Source organism: Paraburkholderia panacisoli, from assembly GCF_008369935.1.
GTDB classification, from domain to species: domain Bacteria; phylum Pseudomonadota; class Gammaproteobacteria; order Burkholderiales; family Burkholderiaceae; genus Paraburkholderia; species Paraburkholderia panacisoli.
In genome coordinates this window covers 99,043-115,386 of the sequence record NZ_VTUZ01000034.1, presented here as the reverse complement: position 1 = coordinate 115,386, position 16,344 = coordinate 99,043, and the positions used below count along the sequence as shown (strand labels likewise).

Here is a 16,344-nt window from a genome sequence, read left to right as displayed (position 1 = left end):
TACTGTTTTCGGTCTCTTTCGAGACCGGTCGCTCACTCAACGTACTGACGAAGTGTTCAACCATCTTTCAACGGCCAAACCTTCCTTTCATTACTGTGTGAGACTTGATACTTTTGCTTTATGACAGATTCAAAGAACCCGCCCCGCATCTCGCATCAAGCGCCCACACTTATCGGCTGTTAGTTTTTAAAGATCACTCGCTCAGAAGCTCTGCTTTCTTCGCGTCCGTCATCAAACGGGAGGCGAATTATGCAGACCGGAATTCCATCGGTCAACCCAATTTGCGAAATATTTTTTCGCCGTCTCGATCGAGCATCGGCAAAGCGACGATGAAGTTCTTCCGTCGCTTGCAGTCGTCGCGGAAGTATCGAGCAGGTCCGCGCAACTACGCACGTCTGCTTCGAATCGACAAGGACTTTCTAACGCTCCGCGCCACGAGCACGGATATTGTTTCCGCGTTTTGCCGATGCACAGTGAAGTGCCCCGCTCAATAAAACTCCGGAGTGACCCACGCTCCGCCCGGACGGCAACGAGCATCGCAAAACGTGAACCGCCCCCCAGGCGCCATTGCCATCCAATGCATTTGTACCTGGCACGCACGACTCTGTTTGTCCATCGCGGGAAGCTCGACTATCGCGTCGTCGCAACCGCGCGATCGATCAAACCGTCGGACGATCCCAACATCATGACCGTGGCCGGCGATATCGCCGATCCGGCGACCGCCCAGCGCGTGATCTCCGCAGCCGTCGACCGCTTCGGCCGCATCGGCACGCTGGTCAACAACGCCGGCATCTTCGTCGCCAAGCCCTTCACCCGATACACCGCGAAAGACTACGCGGCCATCACCGCCGTGAACCTCTCGAGCGTCTTCCACAATACCCAGCTCGCGATCGCCGAGATGGAAAAGAATGCGAGCGGTCACGTGGTCAACATCACGACCAGCCTCACCGATCACGCCATCGATGGCGTACCCTCGGTACTGGCTTCGCTGACCAAGGGCGGTCTGAACACGGCCACGAAGTCCCTGGCGATCGAATACGCGCAGAGGGGCATTCGCGCCAATGCCGTTTCGCCAGGTGTCATCAAATCGCCGATGCACCCGAAAGAAACCCACGCGGCGCTCGACACACTGCATCCCATTGGTCACATGGGTGAGATGAGCGATGTCGTCGGCGCTGTGCTGTACCTGGATTCCGCGCCGTTCGTGACCGGCGAAATCCTGCACGTCGACGGCGGCCAAAGCGCCGGCCACTGATCGGAACTGGGCGCCGCAAATTGGCGCCCTGCAAGACAACCCACGTCAATTGAGATTCACATGCCCATCGTCACCATTCAGGTAACCCGCGAAGGCAGCAAGCCCGGCAACGACTCCGTCACTGCAGACGAAAAAGCCGCGCTAATCGGCGGCGTCAGTCAGTTGCTGCTCGACGTGCTGAACAAGCCGCTCGACTCGACTTTCGTCGTCATTCAGGAAGTGGAGACCGAGAACTGGGGCTGGGGCGGATTGCCGGTCGAAGCCTATCGCAAACAACGCGGCCTGAAGCTGGACTAGCCGCCAGCACTTGCGCGATGATTCAGAACGATCGTTGTCGAATGAACGAGGGCGCAATCTCAAGGAAACCTGACTCTCCTTCTTGCGCCCTCATAACGACAACGGCCGCTAGCCCGCAAACTGCTGCAATTGCCTGATGCTCTCCTTCAGTTCGCGGTCCAACTCGGCAACCAGCTCGGCGGCAGGCAACGGCCTCGCCAGCGCGGCCGCCTGCCCCGCCCACTGTGCGCCATAACCGAACTCGCCCGTGGCTTTCGCGGCCGCATGAAGCGCCTTGCCCGCATCGTATGCAATCGGATAGGCGGGCGGCTTTGGAGATCGCGCGTCGCTGCCGAGTTCGGTAAACCGGTTCACCATGCTTCTCGCAACCCGCCCCGAAATCGCTGCCGTAAAAGTCGTCCGGCGAGCCGCGTCCGCAAGCATCGCCCGACGATAACCGTCGTCGATCGACGTCTCCGGGCACACGACAAAAGCGGTGCCCAACTGAGCCGCTTGAGCACCCAGCGCGAGCGCCGCCGCGATCCCGGCACCGTCCATGATGCCGCCGGCCGCGATCACCGGCAGGTCGAATTCTCTGACCAGCAGACGCGTCAGCGCAAATACGCCCAAGCCGTCATCGACTGCATCCGGATCGAAAACGCCGCGATGCCCGCCGGCCTCGATACCTTGCGCGACGATCGCATCGACTCCCGCCGCTGCAACCTGCGCAGCCTCATCAAGGTTGGTTGCGCTCGCGAGCAGCCTGATGCCTGCTTTCTTCAGTTCGGCGATCACATCGGCGGAGGGCAAGCCGAAATGGAAACTCACGATCGCCGGCTTTTCCTCGATAAAAACTTGCAGCATGGCCGGGTCCGCCACGAAGCTCGTGTAGATCTCCGACAGCGACGCCGGCGGGCTTGCGCCGTATTCTTTGAAATATGGCGCAAGCCAGTTCAACCATTGGCGCGCGACAGCCTCGTCAGCCTGCGCCGGTTGATGACAGAAAACGTTGATGTTGAATGGTTTGGCCGTCAAAGCGCGTGTCTCTCTGATGACCTTGCGCGCTCCTTCGGCGTTCATCGCTCCGACGCCCAGCGAGCCGAGGCCGCCCGCATTCGAGACGGCCGCCGCCAATGCCGGCGTGCTGACACCGGCCATCGGCGCCTGAACAATTGGCTTGTCGATACCCAGCAAATGCAGCAACGCGCGATTGCCTTTCTGTTCGATCATGTCTATCCCCCAGTCGATGCTCACTACACTATAGTCCTGAGATAGTGTGCTCAGCCCGTGATTGCGCACCGAAGGCGAGCGCGCCGCCCGTTGCCGTCACTTTACGGCCGCCGCAGGGGACTTCTGCCCGGCCACAACAACGCGATGAGACAGGTCATCGAAAACCATGCAGCGTCAATTTGAAGACGTCCTTCTAGGCAGTATCGAACTGTTCTGTCTCGCCGCCGAACTGGAGAGCTTCACCCTCGCCGCGAATGCTGCGAGCGTCACGCCGGCTGCGGTCAGTCGCTCCGTTGCGCGTCTGGAAACGCGCCTGGGTGTGCGCCTGTTCGTGCGCACCACGCGACAGATCCGGCTAACGGATGCGGGAAGGCGCTATTTCGAACAATGCCGGCAAGCGCTGCATCAGCTTGCGGACGCCGAACGCGAGGCAACCGGCCAGCAGACCACCCCGGCCGGCGTGTTGCGGATCAGCATGCCGACGCCATATGGCCACTACCGGGTGCTGCCGCTGCTCGCGGAGTTTCGTGCGCGTTATCCCAGTGTCACCGTCGAAACGCACCTGAGCAACCGCAACATCGACTTTGCGGAAGAGGGCTTCGACCTGGCCATTCGCGGACGCGCGCCGGGCGACTCTGGCCTGATCGCGCGCAAGATCGAGGATGCGGAACTGGTGGTGATCGCGTCGCCCGCGTACCTGCGCGGAGCCGCCAAACTAAAGACGCCGGACGATCTGGTCCATCACGACTGCATCCAGTACGCGCTGCCGAGCAGCGGACGCAACTTGCCATGGTTGTTCAAGCAGAATGGCGAAGAAGCCGAAATGATGACGCGCGGCGGCTATGCGGCTTCTGGCGACGTGCTTTCCGGGGTGACTTTGGCACGCCATGACGCGGGCATTTTTCAGACCTATCGGTTTATCGTCGACAAAGACATTGCCGACGGCACGCTCAAGGAATTGCTGAAGCCCTATGGCGGATGTTCGCGGCCGTTCGTGCTGCTCTATCCGCATGCGCGACATCTCTCGTCGCGTGTGCGCAGCTTCGTCGACTTTCTGATGGAAAAGCTCGGATCGTAGTGCAATGGCCTGATTGCCACGCCCTACGCGCCGCCGGCCGTGACACACCTGCGCAGATACAGCGCAAACATCCCAATATTTGCAACAAATGCATCCGGGCCGCGCCTCTCCACGAATTTGCCGCCACATTGTTTTAATTTACGAAACAGTGATTTCGGAAATTAGGTATTTACCCTAGTTTCACGCCCTCCTAGACTGTCACCACTGCTGCAGACAAACAAGTTCGTAGCCCAAACAAGACAAATCTCTGGAGGTAGTCACCATGAAATCGCTCGTTCAAGCCGTTGTTATCGCCGCTACCCTTGCTGCTCCGGTCGCTGTTTTCGCTCAATCGAACCAGCCGTTGACCCGCGCGCAAGTGCGCGAAGAACTGATTCAGGTCGAAAAGGCTGGCTATAACCCGGCCCGTTCGAACCCGAACGAATACCCCGCGAACATTCAGGCTGCGGAAGCGCGCATTGCCGCGCAGAACAGCGCAGTGGGCGGTGTCGCCAGCGGTTCGTCGCAACAAGGCCACGCAGTAGCGGAGTGAGCCTTCCGGCCTACCGGCCGTCGCTTCACCGGAGCGCATGCACCTGCACCCGGCTGCTTCACTCTACGGGCCTGCGATCGTGATTTCGATCGCGGGCCCGTTTCACATCAGAACCTCCGCCCCGGATTCCCGGTGGCTTCGCCCAGCCGTCAGCGGCTGGGCGCTTTGTCTCCCGTTGCCGCCGCTGCGTGCGCAACTACGCTAATCCGCGCCCCTCAAACGACGCCCGCATTCACATACGCGGTCTTGACCGTCGTATAAAACTCGCGGGCATAACTGCCTTGCTCGCGCGGACCGTAGCTCGAACCCTTGCGGCCGCCAAACGGCACGTGATAATCCACCCCGGCGGTTGCCGTGTTCACCATCACCATGCCGGCCTGCATATGACGGCGGAAGTGGCTCGAGTACTTCAGCGAGGTCGTGCAGATGCCTGCTGAGAGCCCGAACTCCGTGTCGTTGGCGACCGCGAGCGCCTCGTTGTAGTCCTTGACCTTGATGACCGAGGCCACCGGGCCGAACACTTCTTCCCGGTTGATGCGCATCTGCGACGTCGTGTCGGTGACCAGCGCCGGCGCGAGGAAGTAGCCGCGCGTGTCTCGCTCCACCCGCTCCCCGCCGAACACCGCGCCGCCCTCTTCGCGGGCGATCGCTAGATAGCGTTCGTCCTGCTGGAACTGCTTGTCGTCGACGACCGGGCCGATCTGCGTGCCGTCGGCCAGCGCATCGCCCACCTTCAACGCGCGCATGCGCGCTTTCATGCCGTCGATGAAGCGCTCATAAATACCTTCGGTCACGATCAACCGGCTCGACGCGGTGCAACGCTGCCCCGTCGAATAAAACGCGCCGTTGATGCACGCTTCGATCGCGACATCGAGGTCGGCGTCGTCGAGCACGACCATCGGGTTCTTGCCGCCCATCTCCAGTTGAAACTTCTTGCCGGACGCAAAGCATTTCGCGCCGATTGCCCGGCCGGTCGCGACCGATCCGGTGAAGCTCACCGCATCCACTTCCGGCGCAGAAACCAACGCTTCACCGACCACCGAGCCGCGTCCCATCACGAGATTGATGACGCCCGCCGGCGCGCCCGCCTCGGCGATGATCTTGACCAGCTCCCACGTGCTGGCCGGCACGAGGTCGGCCGGTTTGACGACGACGCTGTTCCCATACGCAAGCGCCGGCGCAATCTTCCACGCGGGAATCGCGATCGGGAAATTCCACGGCGTGATGAGGCCGATCACGCCGAGCGGCTCGCGCGTCACTTCGACGGTCATGCCAGGACGCACGGACGGCACGGTTTCGCCGCCCAGACGCAGCGCTTCGCCCGCAAAGAACTTGAAGATCTGCCCTGCGCGGCCCACTTCGCCGATCGCCTCGGGCAGCGTCTTGCCTTCTTCACGCGCGAGCAGCCGGCCAAGCTCGGCCTTGCGCGCGAGGATCACGCTGCCCGCCTGATCGAGGATGTCGAAGCGCTGCTGCGGCGTGGACAGTGACCACTGCGCGAACGCCTTGCGCGCGGCGCTGATCGCGCGTTGCGTCTGCTCGGCGTCGGCCTGCGCGAACTCGCCGATCACGTCGTCGAGGTTGGACGGATTGACGTTGCGCGACACGCTCGCGCCTTCTACCCACTGTCCATCGATATAGTTTGCAAACTGGCTCATGCTGTCTCTCTCCGGTCGATACGGATTGAAGGCTCCGCCGGCGAGACCTGATCGTCAGGCCGGAACGGCGGTAACTGGAAATACCTGGCGCTATGCGCGGCACGATCGCCGCGCCGTAGGCTCACGATACGCGCAAATACACGCGGGCCGATCAGGCCGCGCCGAGCAACCCGCGAGCCGCCAGATTCCGATAAAGCGCGCGCACGCCGAACGTCCACGGTTCGATTTCGGTGCTCAACCGGACCGTGTTGGTCAGCGCGCCGAGTTGCGGCGTCGAAATCGTCACGAGGTCGCCCAGGTGGTGCGTGAATCCGCCACCGGCGGCGTCACGGTCCTTGATCGGCGAGAACATCGTGCCGAGGAACAGCATGAAGCCGTCCGGGTACTGGTGATGCCGACCCCACGTCTGCGCGACCAGGTCCGCCGGATCGCGGCTGATTTCGCTCATGTGGCTCACGCCTTCGAGCACGAAGTCGTCGTCGGCGCCTTCCACGCGCAGCGCGACACTCGCCGAGCGCACCGAGTCGAGCGAGAAGCGCTCGTCGAACAGACGAATGAACGGGCCGATCGCGCACGAGCCGTTGTTGTCCTTGCACTTGCCGAGCAGCAGCGCCGAGCGGCCTTCGATATCGCGCAGGTTGACGTCGTTGCCGAGCGTCGCGCCGACGATCTGGCCGCGGCCATTCACCGCCAGCACGATCTCCGGCTCCGGGTTATTCCAGGTCGAAGCGGCCAGCAGGCCCACGTCGGCGCCGAAGCCCACCGCCGACATCGGCTGCGACTTCGAGAACACTTCCGCGTCCGGGCCGATGCCCACTTCCATGTATTGCGACCACGCACCGCGCCGTTCGAGTTCGGCCTTCAGCTTCATCGCGGCGTCCGAGCCCGGTTTGATCTTCGACAGGTCCGTGCCGATCGTCGATGCGATGGTCTCGCGGACTTCCTTCGCCTTCGCCGGATCGCCGCCCGCCTGCTCTTCGATCACGCGTTCGATCAGACTCACCGCGAACGTGACGCCGCACGCCTTGATGGCCTGGATGTCGCACGGCGCGAGCAGCCGCACGGCCGGCGCGGCGGCGCCGGGCAGGTTGGCGGCGATCAGTTGCGCCGCGCCGCCGAGCGACACGCCAGGCGCCGTGCGCGCGACCTGCGCGGCGTTCTCACGCTCGAACAGGTCAGCCGTGGTCGGCACCGTCGCGGTGATGTCGAACACCTCGCCGCCGCGCACGACGACCACGCACGGGCCTTCATGCGCGTCGGTCTTGCGCCATACGCGCCCCACGAGCAGCGCCTGGTCGAGGTCGTCGGGGAGGAAACTGGATTGGGAAGTTGCGGACATGGGAGTGGTTTCTTCAGGAAAGTTGGGAAAGCAGAACGGCCGGGCCCGATGTCAAACCGGAGCCCGGCCCTGCAACCTGCACGTCAGTGCGAATGCCTCGGATTGCCACGCTCGGCAATCACTTTCAGATACAGCGTCGCAGGTTCGAGACAGCCGCCGGTCGAAAGCTGGCCCACCGTCTGGCGGTACAGTTCCTGCCACGGCGTCTGCGCCGGCGGAATCGCGAAGCTAGCCGTCTCACGGCGCCGCGCGAGTTCGCCTTCGTCGACCAGCACGTTCACGCTGCGCGAATTCAGATCCACGCGAATGCGGTCGTTCGTGCGCAACAGCGACAGTCCGCCGCCCACTGCCGCTTCGGGCGACATGTTCAGAATCGACGGGCTCGCGGACGTGCCGCTTTGACGCCCGTCGCCGAGCGTCGGCAACGACGTGATGCCCTCGCGCACGAGCGCGGCCGGCGGCGCCATGTTCACCACCTCGGCGCTCCCCGGATAGCCGACGGTCCCGGCGCCGCGAATCACCAGAATGCAGTGCTGGTCGATTTCGAGCGACGGGTCGTTGATGCGCGCGTGATAGTCCTCGGGACCGTCGAACACGATGGCCCGCGCTTCGAAGCTGTTTTCCTTGCCGGGCTCGCTCAGATAGGTCTGCCGAAACGCATCGCCGACCACCGACATCTTCATGATCGCGCTGTCGAAGAAGTTGCCCGACAGCACGATGAACCCCGCGCCGTGTTTGAGCGGCTCTGCCGCTGTCCTGATCACGTCGCGATCCGCCACGGGCGCATCCGCCGCAATTTCGCCGATGGTGCGACCCGACACGGTCAGGCATTCGCCATGCACGAGTTGCGCGTTGGCAAGCTCGCGCAATACGGCGGGCACGCCGCCCGCGCGGTGAAAGCTCTCGCCCAGATATTCGCCTGCGGGCATGCAGTTCACGATCAACGGCACCTGCTCGCCCACGCGCTGCCAGTCGTCGAGACTCAGCTCGACGCCCATGTGCCGCGCAATCGCGATCAGATGCGGCGGGCAGTTGCTCGACGCACCCAGCGCCGACGCCACCACGATCGCGTTTTCGAACGCCGCCTTGGTCATGATGTGCGACGGACGCACGTCCTCGCGCACCAGATCGACGATGCGTTTGCCGGTCGCGTAAGCCATCTGCCCGCGTTCGCGATACGCGGCGGGAATGCTCGCGCAGCCAGGCAAGGACATGCCGAGCGCCTCGGCGAGACTGTTCATCGACAGTGCGGTGCCCATCGTATTGCAGTGTCCGATCGACGGCGACGACGCCGTGGTCAGTTGCATGAAGCCCTCGTAGTCGATTTCGCCGGTGGCGAGCAGATTGCGCGCATGCCAGATGACCGTGCCTGAACCGACGCGCTTGCCTTCGTGCCAACCGTCGAGCATCGGGCCGCCCGACAGCACGATGGCGGGCATGTCGACGGTCGCCGCCGCCATCAGACAGGCGGGCGTGGTCTTGTCACAGCCGGTGGTCAGCACGACGCCGTCGAGCGGAAAGCCGTGCAGAATTTCCACCAGCCCGAGATACGCGAGATTGCGGTCGAGCGCGGCGGTCGGCCGGCGGCTCTGCTCGGCGAGCGGGTGAACCGGAAATTCCATCGGAATGCCGCCCGCGTCGCGAATGCCTGCTTTGGTGCGCGCGGCGAGTTCGATGTGATGGCGGTTGCACGGCGCGAGGTCGCTGCCCGTTTGCGCGATGCCGATGATCGGCCGGCCCGACTGAAGCTCTTCGCGCGTCAAACCGTAGTTCATGAAGCGCTCGACGTAGAGCGCCGTCATGTCCGCATGCGATGGGTCGTCGAACCATTCCTGGCTTCTCAGCCGGCGCGGTGTAAATGCTGACATGTTGCTTATCTCTCGGTCATGGGGAGGGTTGAATCGCTGGCGCGCTGCGCCGCGTGCGCCGTCTGGCGGCTGGGCTTGCTGGCTTCGGCCGGCGCTGCCCGTGTCAGCATGCTGCGCGGCACGAGCAGGATCAGCATACAACTAACCAGCAGACACGCGCCGAGCGCATACGTGCCGTTGTTGATGTCGCCGGTCAGGTTCTTGGCGACGGCGGTGATCATCGAACCGGTGAAGCCCGACAGGTTGCCGATCGCGTTGATCATCGCGATGCCGGCCGCGGCGGCCGCGCCCGACAGCAGTTGGCCGGGGAACGTCCAGTAGATCGGCATCAGCGCGAGAATGCCGGCGGTGGCGATCGTGAGGAACGTGATCGCCAGCACGATTTGATGCGCAAACGCCGCGCTCAGAATCAGACCGAGGCCGCCGATCAGCGCCGGGATCGCCGCGTGCAGACGCCGCTCGCCGGTTTTCTTCGAATGGGCCGCGTTAGCGAGCGTGGCGATGATCGCCACGCCGTAAGGGATCGCCGTCAGCAAGCCGATATGCAACGGGTCCTGCACGCCGGTCGCCTTGATGATCGACGGCAGCCAGAACGCCAGTCCGTAGAAGCCGGTGTTGAAGGTCAGCAGAATCGCGACCAGCAGCCACACGCGCGGATCGCGCACCGCCGAGCCGAAACGCGCGGTCTTCTGCGCGCCCTCGCGCTGCAGATTCGCCGCGAGCAGGTTCTTTTCCTGCGGCGTCAACCAGCTAGCGCGCTCGATGCCGTCGTCGAGCGAGAAATACACGACGAACGCGGTCAACAGCGACGGCACGCCTTCGATAAGCAGCATCCACTGCCAGCCCTGATAGCCGAACAGACCCGCGGTGTGGTCCATCAACCAGCCCGACACGACGCCGCCGAGCATCAGACTGACCGGCATCGCGATCAGAAAGCCCGACATCACGCGGCTCTGACGCTGCGCCGGAAACCAGTAGTTCAGGTAAAGAATCACGCCGGGAAAGAAGCCGGCCTCGCAGATACCGAGCAAAAAGCGCAGCGTGTAGAACATCGTCGCGGTCTCGACGTGCGCGAGACGCGCGAGCGGCTCGACGAAGGCGAGCGCCATCGACACGAGGCCCCACGTGAACATGATCCGCGCGATCCAGAAGCGTGCGCCGTAGCGATGCAGGAACACATTGCTCGGGATTTCGAAGATGAAATAGCCCCAGAAGAAGACGCTGGCGCCGATTGCGTACATGGTGTCGGACAGGCCTAGATCGTCGAGCATTTGCAGCTTCGCGAAGCCGACGTTGACGCGGTCCAGGTAAGCCACGACGTAGCACAGCAATAGCACCGGCAACAGGCGGCGCACGACCTTGCGATAGGTCCTTTCCTCAAACTCGCTGATCGGCGCGGCAGGCGCGGCGACAGCGGACGGCACAGTGGTCATTCGAATCTCCATCAGCGTATTTTTGTACGAAACGCCTGAGCGCCGTGGCTCGCGTGCCATGCGAACCGATGCGTCGCCCCCGGAAAAGTTACCGGTAACATTTCTGGGTCTGGATGTTACGCTTGGCTAACCATCCGAACAACCAAGGGATATCCCTGAGGTGGAGACGACCGCGGGAAACGGTCTGCTGATGTCGTGCTGAACCGGCAGGCCGCCGGCTCAGGCGCTTTCCCGCGCAATCACCGTGAAGTCGATCTTGACCGCCTTCGCACGCTGCGGCTGTCCGGTCTCGCGCGCCGTCAGCGCAGCGAGCAGCGTTTCGCCGGCGCGCAAACCGATCCCATACGCGTCCACCGACACGGTAGTGATGGTCGGCTGACAGCACCACGACACCTCGAAGTTGCCGAAGCCGGCAATCGCGATGTCGCCCGGCACCGACAGTCCGCGCCGGTGACACTCCATGATCGCGCCGAATGCCGACATGTCGCTCACGCACATCACGGCCTCGGTATCGGGCCATGCGTCGAGCAATGCGCCGATCGCGGGCGCGCCATGACTCATCGTGATAGGCGATTCGCCGAGCCGGATCACGCGCGGCTCGCCGAGCCCCAGCGCTTTCATTTCCGCGATATAGCCGCGCGCCCGGTCGAGACCGCGACGATCGCGCTCACTCGCCCCGGCGATAAAACCGATGCGCCGATAGCCGCTCGCGTGCAGGTGCCGAACCATCGCGCGCGCGGCGGTCGCGTTCGAGAAGCCCACCGCCGTTTCGATCGGATCAGCCGGCAGGTCCCACATTTCGACGACCGGGATACCGGCGCGCTGCAGCAGCGTGCGAGTCGCTTCGGTGTGCCGGCTGCCGGTCAGCGCGACGCAGCGCGGCTGATGGCGCAGCATCGAGCGCACCAGCAGCTCTTCCTGTTCGAGACGATAGTCAGTGTCGCCAAGCAGGAGTTGCAGACCGTGCGGGCTCAACGCCGCATTCAGGCCGCGCACCGTGTCGGAGAAGTTGGAGCTGGACAGCGACGGCACCAGCACCGCGACGAACTCCGAGCGCCCCGATGACAATGCGCCCGCTGCCGCATCGGCGACGTATCCCAGTTCGTCGATGACCTTCTGCACTTTTTCGCGGGTAGCCTGCGAGACGCTGCGTCCGGCCAGCACGCGCGATACGGTCATCTTCGAAACGCCGGCGCGTTCGGCGACGTCGGACATGCGGGGCGGAACGGGCGGCCTGGACGTCATGGTCTTGGTCACTGCAAATGCGTGGAAGTCACGGAACGCACATGATACCTGGCGACACCTGGTATAGGGTCGGGTTTCAAGCGCGTTGCGCTGCTCCGCTTTTTTTCCCGCTCATTGGGAGAAGCCCCATCGGCACCCCGCCTGCGGCTGGCCCGGCACAGGCGAACGAAACGAAAACAGGCCGCCGGCCTGCGGCTGCTGCTGACGCTCGACGGGCGACAAGCCCTTCCACGCCGTCGACGCATACACCGTCTGCAAATCGTCGCCGCCGAATGCGAGCTTCGTTATGTTGGCGCACGGAAACGGCACCTGCTCGACCACCTTGCCGTCGGGCGAGAACCGCTCGATACGCCAGCCGCCGAACAACGCGACCCACAGATATCCGTCGGCATCGACGGCCATTCCGTCGGGGTAGCCGTCGCCGGAAATGGCGGCAAAGATGCGTTTGCGCGACAAGCTGCCGTCTTCGCTCACGTCGAACGCGTACACGATGCGCCGCATCGTGTCGTTGTGATAGAGCGTGCGTCCATCCGGACTCATTGCGGGTCCGTTGGTGATCACGTAGTCGTCGTCCTGCGCCACCACTTCGCCCGCATCGTTCACGCGATACAGCGTGCCGGTGGGCTGCTCTTCGGCGTCGTCCATCGAGCCGAACCACAGGTGCCCGCTCGCATCGACGAAGCCGTCGTTCAGACGATTTCCCGGCAGATGTGGCTCGATATCCTTGAGCTTGCTGAATTGCCCGCTACCGGTATCGAAGCGATACAGGCCGCCCGGCAGCCCGCAGACGAAGCCGTGCTCCGCGAGCGGCGCGACGAAACCCGGCTGATCCGGCGCGTTCCACGTTTGCGTTTGTCCCGTAGCGACCGACAGACGATGGATATGGCGGCCCTTGATGTCGACGAAATAGACCGCGTTCTCCGCGGCCTGCCACACCGGGCCTTCGCCGAGTTCCGCATTGACCGGCCAGATGCAGACAGGAAGACGGACTTTCATTCTCCGTACCACCCGGCATCGACGAAATAGTCACGGCCGGAGCAACGCGACGCGTCATCGGAAGCGAGGAACAACGCCATACGGGCGACATGTTCAGGCTCGATGCGCAAGCGCAGACATTGGCTCGCAACGACCTTCGCTTCGCTCTCGGGCGACTGCCACAACTGCATCTGACGCGGCGTTCGCACCGCACCCGGAATGATGCAGTTCACGCGGATGCCAGCGTCGCCGAGATCGCGCGCGAGGCCGCGGGTCAACCCTTCGATAGCGGCCTTGGCGCTCATGTAGATCGCCAGGTTCGGCAAGGCGAGGTGCCACGACACCGAACCGAGATTCAGGATCACACCGCGCCCGATCTTGCGCATGCCAGCCGCCGCGGCCTGCGCGCAGAAGAACTGGTGCCGCAGGTTCACGGCCATGCGCTCGTCCCAATAGGTCGGCGTGACCGCGTCGATTTCGTGCCGGTCGTCATTGCCGGCGTTGTTCACGAGCACCTCGATCGGTCCGGCGATATCGGCGATCTCCGCGAACGTGCTTTGAATCGCGTCGACGTTGCGCAAATCGCAACGGCGGAACAACGGCGGGTGCGGGGCGTCGCGCAGCGACTCCTGCAGCGCGAGCGAATCTTCTTGCGCCACGTCGAGGAAGAAAACGCGCGAGCCCTGCCGTGCGAATGCTTCGACCATCGCGGCGCCGATGCCGCTGCCGCCACCGGTAATGACTACCGTTTTGCCTGAGAGGCTGGGATAGATTGCGTACGACATCTGATATTCCACTGTTCCGAGAATGACTACCCATGCAGGGTGCCCAGCCGCCCCCGGCTGGACACGTCCCCGGCCTGCCTGTTACGACAGGACCTCGACTTCGCTCACCATGCGCCAGTCGCGTTCGAGCGTTCGCACCGCTTGACCGGTGACTCTTACCGTGTCGCTCAGATGAATATCGCGGCTCGAGCTTCCCACCATCAAATCGAAGTCGCCTGGTTCGACGATACGCTCTCCGCGCCCATCGGTGAAGTTGAGCATATCGACAGGGATGCGCACACGGACCTGCGCCGAGTCGCCTGCCGCCAGCGGTACGCGTGCGAACGCCTTCAATTCGCGCACCGGCCGCGCCGACGATGCGAGGCGGTCGCGCGCATAGATCTGCACGACTTCAGTGCCTTCACGCGGGCCGAGGTTCTCGACCGTGAAGCTGAGTTCGATCGTTCCGTCGCCGATCGGCACTTCGCGTTGCGCCACCGCGAGACTACCGTAACGGAACTGCGTATAGCTGAGACCGAAGCCGAACGGGTAGCGGCAACCGAAATGATAGGCAACCGGTGTACCGGCGCTCTTGAGCCGGTGGTTATAGGTGTACGGCACCGCCCCGGCGCTTTTCGGCACGGACAACGGCAGGCGTCCGCTGAAATTCGCACGGCCCGCCAGCAGATCGGCAAGCGCCTCGCCGCCCCGCTCGCCCGGCGCGAACGCCATGATCTGCGCCGCGATCCGATCCTCGAGACCGCCGAGGTTGTACGGACGGCCGCCCGTCATCACCACGACCGTCGGCGTGCCGCTGTCGACCACGGCGCTCAGCAGCGCCTGCTGGACGCCGGGCAGATCGAGGCTGTCCGTGTCGGACCCTTCGCCCACCGTGCCGGACTGGAACAGCCCAGCGAGATCGCCGACGAACACGATCGCCACGCCGGTCTGCCGCGCTGCGTCGACCGCCGCTGCGATGTGCCCGGTGTCCCGGCTGATCAGCTCGTCGCGGTTCGTGTCGCTCATGGTGTCCAGTGACACGTCGCCGGGGAACACCGGTGCGCCCGCACGGCGCTCCGTGATGATGTCGCAGCCGCGCGCGTGAATCACGCGCTCGTCGCCGAGCAGCGCGCGCAGCGCCTGCAACGGCGTGCCGATCGATGCGACCGACTGCTCGCCGGCGTTGATCAGATGCACCGGGAAACTGTAGCCTGCCAGCAGCGCCAGCGGATCGTCGGCGGTCGGGCCGATCACCGCGATCTTTGCAGCGCCCTTCACGTCGAGCGGCAACACGCCGCCTTCGTTGCGCAGCAGCACCGCTGATTCGAGCGCAACCTGGTAGGCGGTGTCGCCGGCCGATTCGCTCTTCACGTCCACGCGTTCCGGGTCCGCATACGGATTTTCGAACAGGCCGAGACGGAACTTCGTGCGCAGCACTCGGGTAACGGCGGTGTCGATCGTCTCTTCGCTGATCTCACCGCGCGCCAGCGCTTCCTTCAGATGCAGCGCGCACTCGTGGCCGGGAAGCTCGACGTCGAGTCCGGCATTGAACGCGAGCGCCGCGGCGGCCGCGCTGTCGCGTGCAACCGCATGGTGGCTGAAGAGCAGATCGACAGCGGCATAGTCCGCCACGACCAGGCCATCGAAGCCCCACTTGTCGCGCAACGTATCCGTCAGCAACGTGCGGTCCGCATGGCAGGGCACGCCGTCGATGTCGTGGTACGCGGGCATGATCGAACCGGCGTCCGCCAGCTTGACCGCCATTTCAAATGGCAGCAAGAACACGTCGTTCAGTTCGCGCGGCCCGACATGCACGGGCGCGTGATTGCGGGCGCCCTCGCTCGCCGAATGGCCGACGAAATGCTTGAGCGTCGCGAGCACATCGCGGCGTTCGCCCTGCAGGCCCTTGACGTAATGACACGCGAGCACGCCGACCAGATACGGGTCCTCGCCGAGCGTTTCCTCGGTGCGGCCCCAGCGCGGATCGCGCGATACGTCCAGCACTGGCGCGAGCCCTTGATGGCAACCGATCGAGCGCGCCTGCTCGCCGATGATTTCGCCGACCTCGCCGATCAGACGCGGATTCCACGTCGCCGCATAGTTCAACGGCGACGGGAACAGCGTGGCGTCCTTGATCATCAGACCGACCAGACACTCTTCGTGGGACATCACCGGAATGCCGAGGCGCGTGTCCTCCACCATTTGCCGCTGCAATGCGTTGAGCGCGCGCACGCCTTCCTGCGGATCGACGGTGTGCGTGCCGAGCGGGCGCGTGATCTGACCCAACCCATGTTGAAGGATCGTTTCGACCGTCACGCCCGCGTCGCCGTGCGCGAAATCCACCGTCCGCGCTTCGTGGTTGCCGTCGGACGACAGCTTCAGCCACGCGGCGTGAAGCTGGGCAATTTTTTCGTCCAGAGTCATGCGCGCCAGCAAATCGGAAACGCGCTCTTCGACGGCAGCCGCGGGGTTGCGGTAGAGCGGTACTTCACTTGGGCGAAGCAACATCGAGAACTCCTTTAAATGATCCTGATCTACTGAGCGCGTATCGCGCCGACAAATCCGTTTTTGGTCGCGAACGCAAGGCTTCGTGATGCGTGGCTCGCATCGTCGCCCTGCATTTCATATTTCTTTCAGAATTTCGCAGTCCTTTAAATTGATTCAACACCAGCTGGACTCGAAATTCGTTGC

At 63.7% G+C, this 16,344-nt stretch carries 12 protein-coding genes and 1 pseudogene; 4 read left to right on the top strand and 9 right to left on the bottom strand.

What is annotated here, in order from left to right:
- Positions 1-631: 631 nt before the first annotated feature.
- Both FVF58_RS36035 and FVF58_RS36030 read left to right on the top strand, forming a co-directional pair.
- Positions 632-1,255 (top strand): annotated as a pseudogene (locus FVF58_RS36035) (SDR family NAD(P)-dependent oxidoreductase); the annotation flags it as partial.
- Positions 1,256-1,315: 60 nt separating this feature from the next.
- Complete coding sequence (locus tag FVF58_RS36030; RefSeq protein ID WP_149674479.1) at positions 1,316-1,552, top strand: tautomerase family protein; 237 nt, start codon at positions 1,316-1,318, stop codon at positions 1,550-1,552.
- Positions 1,553-1,660: 108 nt separating this feature from the next.
- Here the strand turns inward: FVF58_RS36030 and FVF58_RS36025 are convergent, their stop codons facing one another.
- Complete coding sequence (locus FVF58_RS36025; RefSeq protein WP_149674492.1) at positions 1,661-2,761, bottom strand: NAD(P)H-dependent flavin oxidoreductase; 1,101 nt, start codon at positions 2,759-2,761, stop codon at positions 1,661-1,663.
- Positions 2,762-2,927: 166 nt separating this feature from the next.
- On the opposite strand from FVF58_RS36025, the gene FVF58_RS36020 reads away from it, so the two are divergent.
- Positions 2,928-3,839 carry a LysR family transcriptional regulator gene (locus FVF58_RS36020; protein ID WP_149674478.1) on the top strand — a complete coding sequence of 304 codons (912 nt, stop codon included), beginning with the start codon at positions 2,928-2,930 and terminating at the stop codon, positions 3,837-3,839.
- Between the two features lie 262 nt (positions 3,840-4,101).
- On the top strand, positions 4,102-4,371 hold the full coding sequence (locus tag FVF58_RS36015) for a DUF4148 domain-containing protein (protein ID WP_149674477.1): 270 nt from the start codon (positions 4,102-4,104) through the stop codon (positions 4,369-4,371).
- A 215-nt stretch (positions 4,372-4,586) separates the two neighbouring features.
- On the opposite strand, the gene FVF58_RS36010 is transcribed toward FVF58_RS36015, so the two are convergent.
- From FVF58_RS36010 to FVF58_RS35975, 8 genes are all read right to left on the bottom strand, one after another.
- Entirely contained in the window at positions 4,587-6,029 is a 1,443-nt protein-coding gene (locus FVF58_RS36010; protein ID WP_149674476.1) for an aldehyde dehydrogenase family protein, read from the bottom strand.
- 151 nt (positions 6,030-6,180) lie between these two features.
- Positions 6,181-7,368: a fumarylacetoacetate hydrolase family protein gene (locus tag FVF58_RS36005; RefSeq protein ID WP_149674475.1), complete on the bottom strand. Its 1,188-nt coding sequence runs from the start codon at positions 7,366-7,368 to the stop codon at positions 6,181-6,183.
- An 83-nt stretch (positions 7,369-7,451) separates the two neighbouring features.
- Positions 7,452-9,236: an IlvD/Edd family dehydratase gene (locus FVF58_RS36000; protein WP_149674474.1), complete on the bottom strand. Its 1,785-nt coding sequence runs from the start codon at positions 9,234-9,236 to the stop codon at positions 7,452-7,454.
- A 5-nt stretch (positions 9,237-9,241) separates the two neighbouring features.
- Entirely contained in the window at positions 9,242-10,669 is a 1,428-nt protein-coding gene (locus FVF58_RS35995) for an MFS transporter (protein WP_149674473.1), read from the bottom strand.
- A gap of 219 nt (positions 10,670-10,888) precedes the next feature.
- A complete protein-coding gene (locus tag FVF58_RS35990) occupies positions 10,889-11,884 on the bottom strand; it encodes a LacI family DNA-binding transcriptional regulator (RefSeq protein WP_149674472.1) in 996 nt (331 codons plus the stop codon).
- Between the two features lie 141 nt (positions 11,885-12,025).
- The gene (locus FVF58_RS35985) at positions 12,026-12,910 is read right to left on the bottom strand and encodes an SMP-30/gluconolactonase/LRE family protein (RefSeq protein ID WP_149674471.1); all 885 of its coding nucleotides are present in this window, start codon (positions 12,908-12,910) and stop codon (positions 12,026-12,028) included.
- Complete coding sequence (gene xylB, locus FVF58_RS35980) at positions 12,907-13,674, bottom strand: D-xylose 1-dehydrogenase (protein ID WP_149674470.1); 768 nt, start codon at positions 13,672-13,674, stop codon at positions 12,907-12,909. Before xylB ends, FVF58_RS35985 begins: the two co-directional genes overlap by 4 nt.
- Before the next feature lie 81 nt (positions 13,675-13,755).
- On the bottom strand, positions 13,756-16,161 hold the full coding sequence (locus tag FVF58_RS35975) for a glycoside hydrolase family 3 N-terminal domain-containing protein (RefSeq protein ID WP_149674469.1): 2,406 nt from the start codon (positions 16,159-16,161) through the stop codon (positions 13,756-13,758).
- Positions 16,162-16,344: the final 183 nt, after the last annotated feature.

What these genes read in the sequence shown, in the direction of transcription:
- FVF58_RS35985 (WP_149674471.1), bottom strand. Translation starts at nt 12,910, where the DNA reads ATGAAAGTCCGTCTTCCTGTCTGCATCTGGCCGGTCAATGCGGAACTC.
- FVF58_RS35975 (WP_149674469.1), bottom strand. Translation starts at nt 16,161, where the DNA reads ATGTTGCTTCGCCCAAGTGAAGTACCGCTCTACCGCAACCCCGCGGCT.
- FVF58_RS35990 (WP_149674472.1), bottom strand. Translation starts at nt 11,884, where the DNA reads ATGTCCGACGTCGCCGAACGCGCCGGCGTTTCGAAGATGACCGTATCG.
- FVF58_RS36025 (WP_149674492.1), bottom strand. Translation starts at nt 2,761, where the DNA reads ATGATCGAACAGAAAGGCAATCGCGCGTTGCTGCATTTGCTGGGTATC.
- FVF58_RS36015 (WP_149674477.1), top strand. Translation starts at nt 4,102, where the DNA reads ATGAAATCGCTCGTTCAAGCCGTTGTTATCGCCGCTACCCTTGCTGCT.
- FVF58_RS36010 (WP_149674476.1), bottom strand. Translation starts at nt 6,029, where the DNA reads ATGAGCCAGTTTGCAAACTATATCGATGGACAGTGGGTAGAAGGCGCG.
- FVF58_RS35995 (WP_149674473.1), bottom strand. Translation starts at nt 10,669, where the DNA reads ATGACCACTGTGCCGTCCGCTGTCGCCGCGCCTGCCGCGCCGATCAGC.
- FVF58_RS36030 (WP_149674479.1), top strand. Translation starts at nt 1,316, where the DNA reads ATGCCCATCGTCACCATTCAGGTAACCCGCGAAGGCAGCAAGCCCGGC.
- FVF58_RS36020 (WP_149674478.1), top strand. Translation starts at nt 2,928, where the DNA reads ATGCAGCGTCAATTTGAAGACGTCCTTCTAGGCAGTATCGAACTGTTC.
- FVF58_RS36005 (WP_149674475.1), bottom strand. Translation starts at nt 7,368, where the DNA reads ATGTCCGCAACTTCCCAATCCAGTTTCCTCCCCGACGACCTCGACCAG.
- FVF58_RS36000 (WP_149674474.1), bottom strand. Translation starts at nt 9,236, where the DNA reads ATGTCAGCATTTACACCGCGCCGGCTGAGAAGCCAGGAATGGTTCGAC.
- xylB (WP_149674470.1), bottom strand. Translation starts at nt 13,674, where the DNA reads ATGTCGTACGCAATCTATCCCAGCCTCTCAGGCAAAACGGTAGTCATT.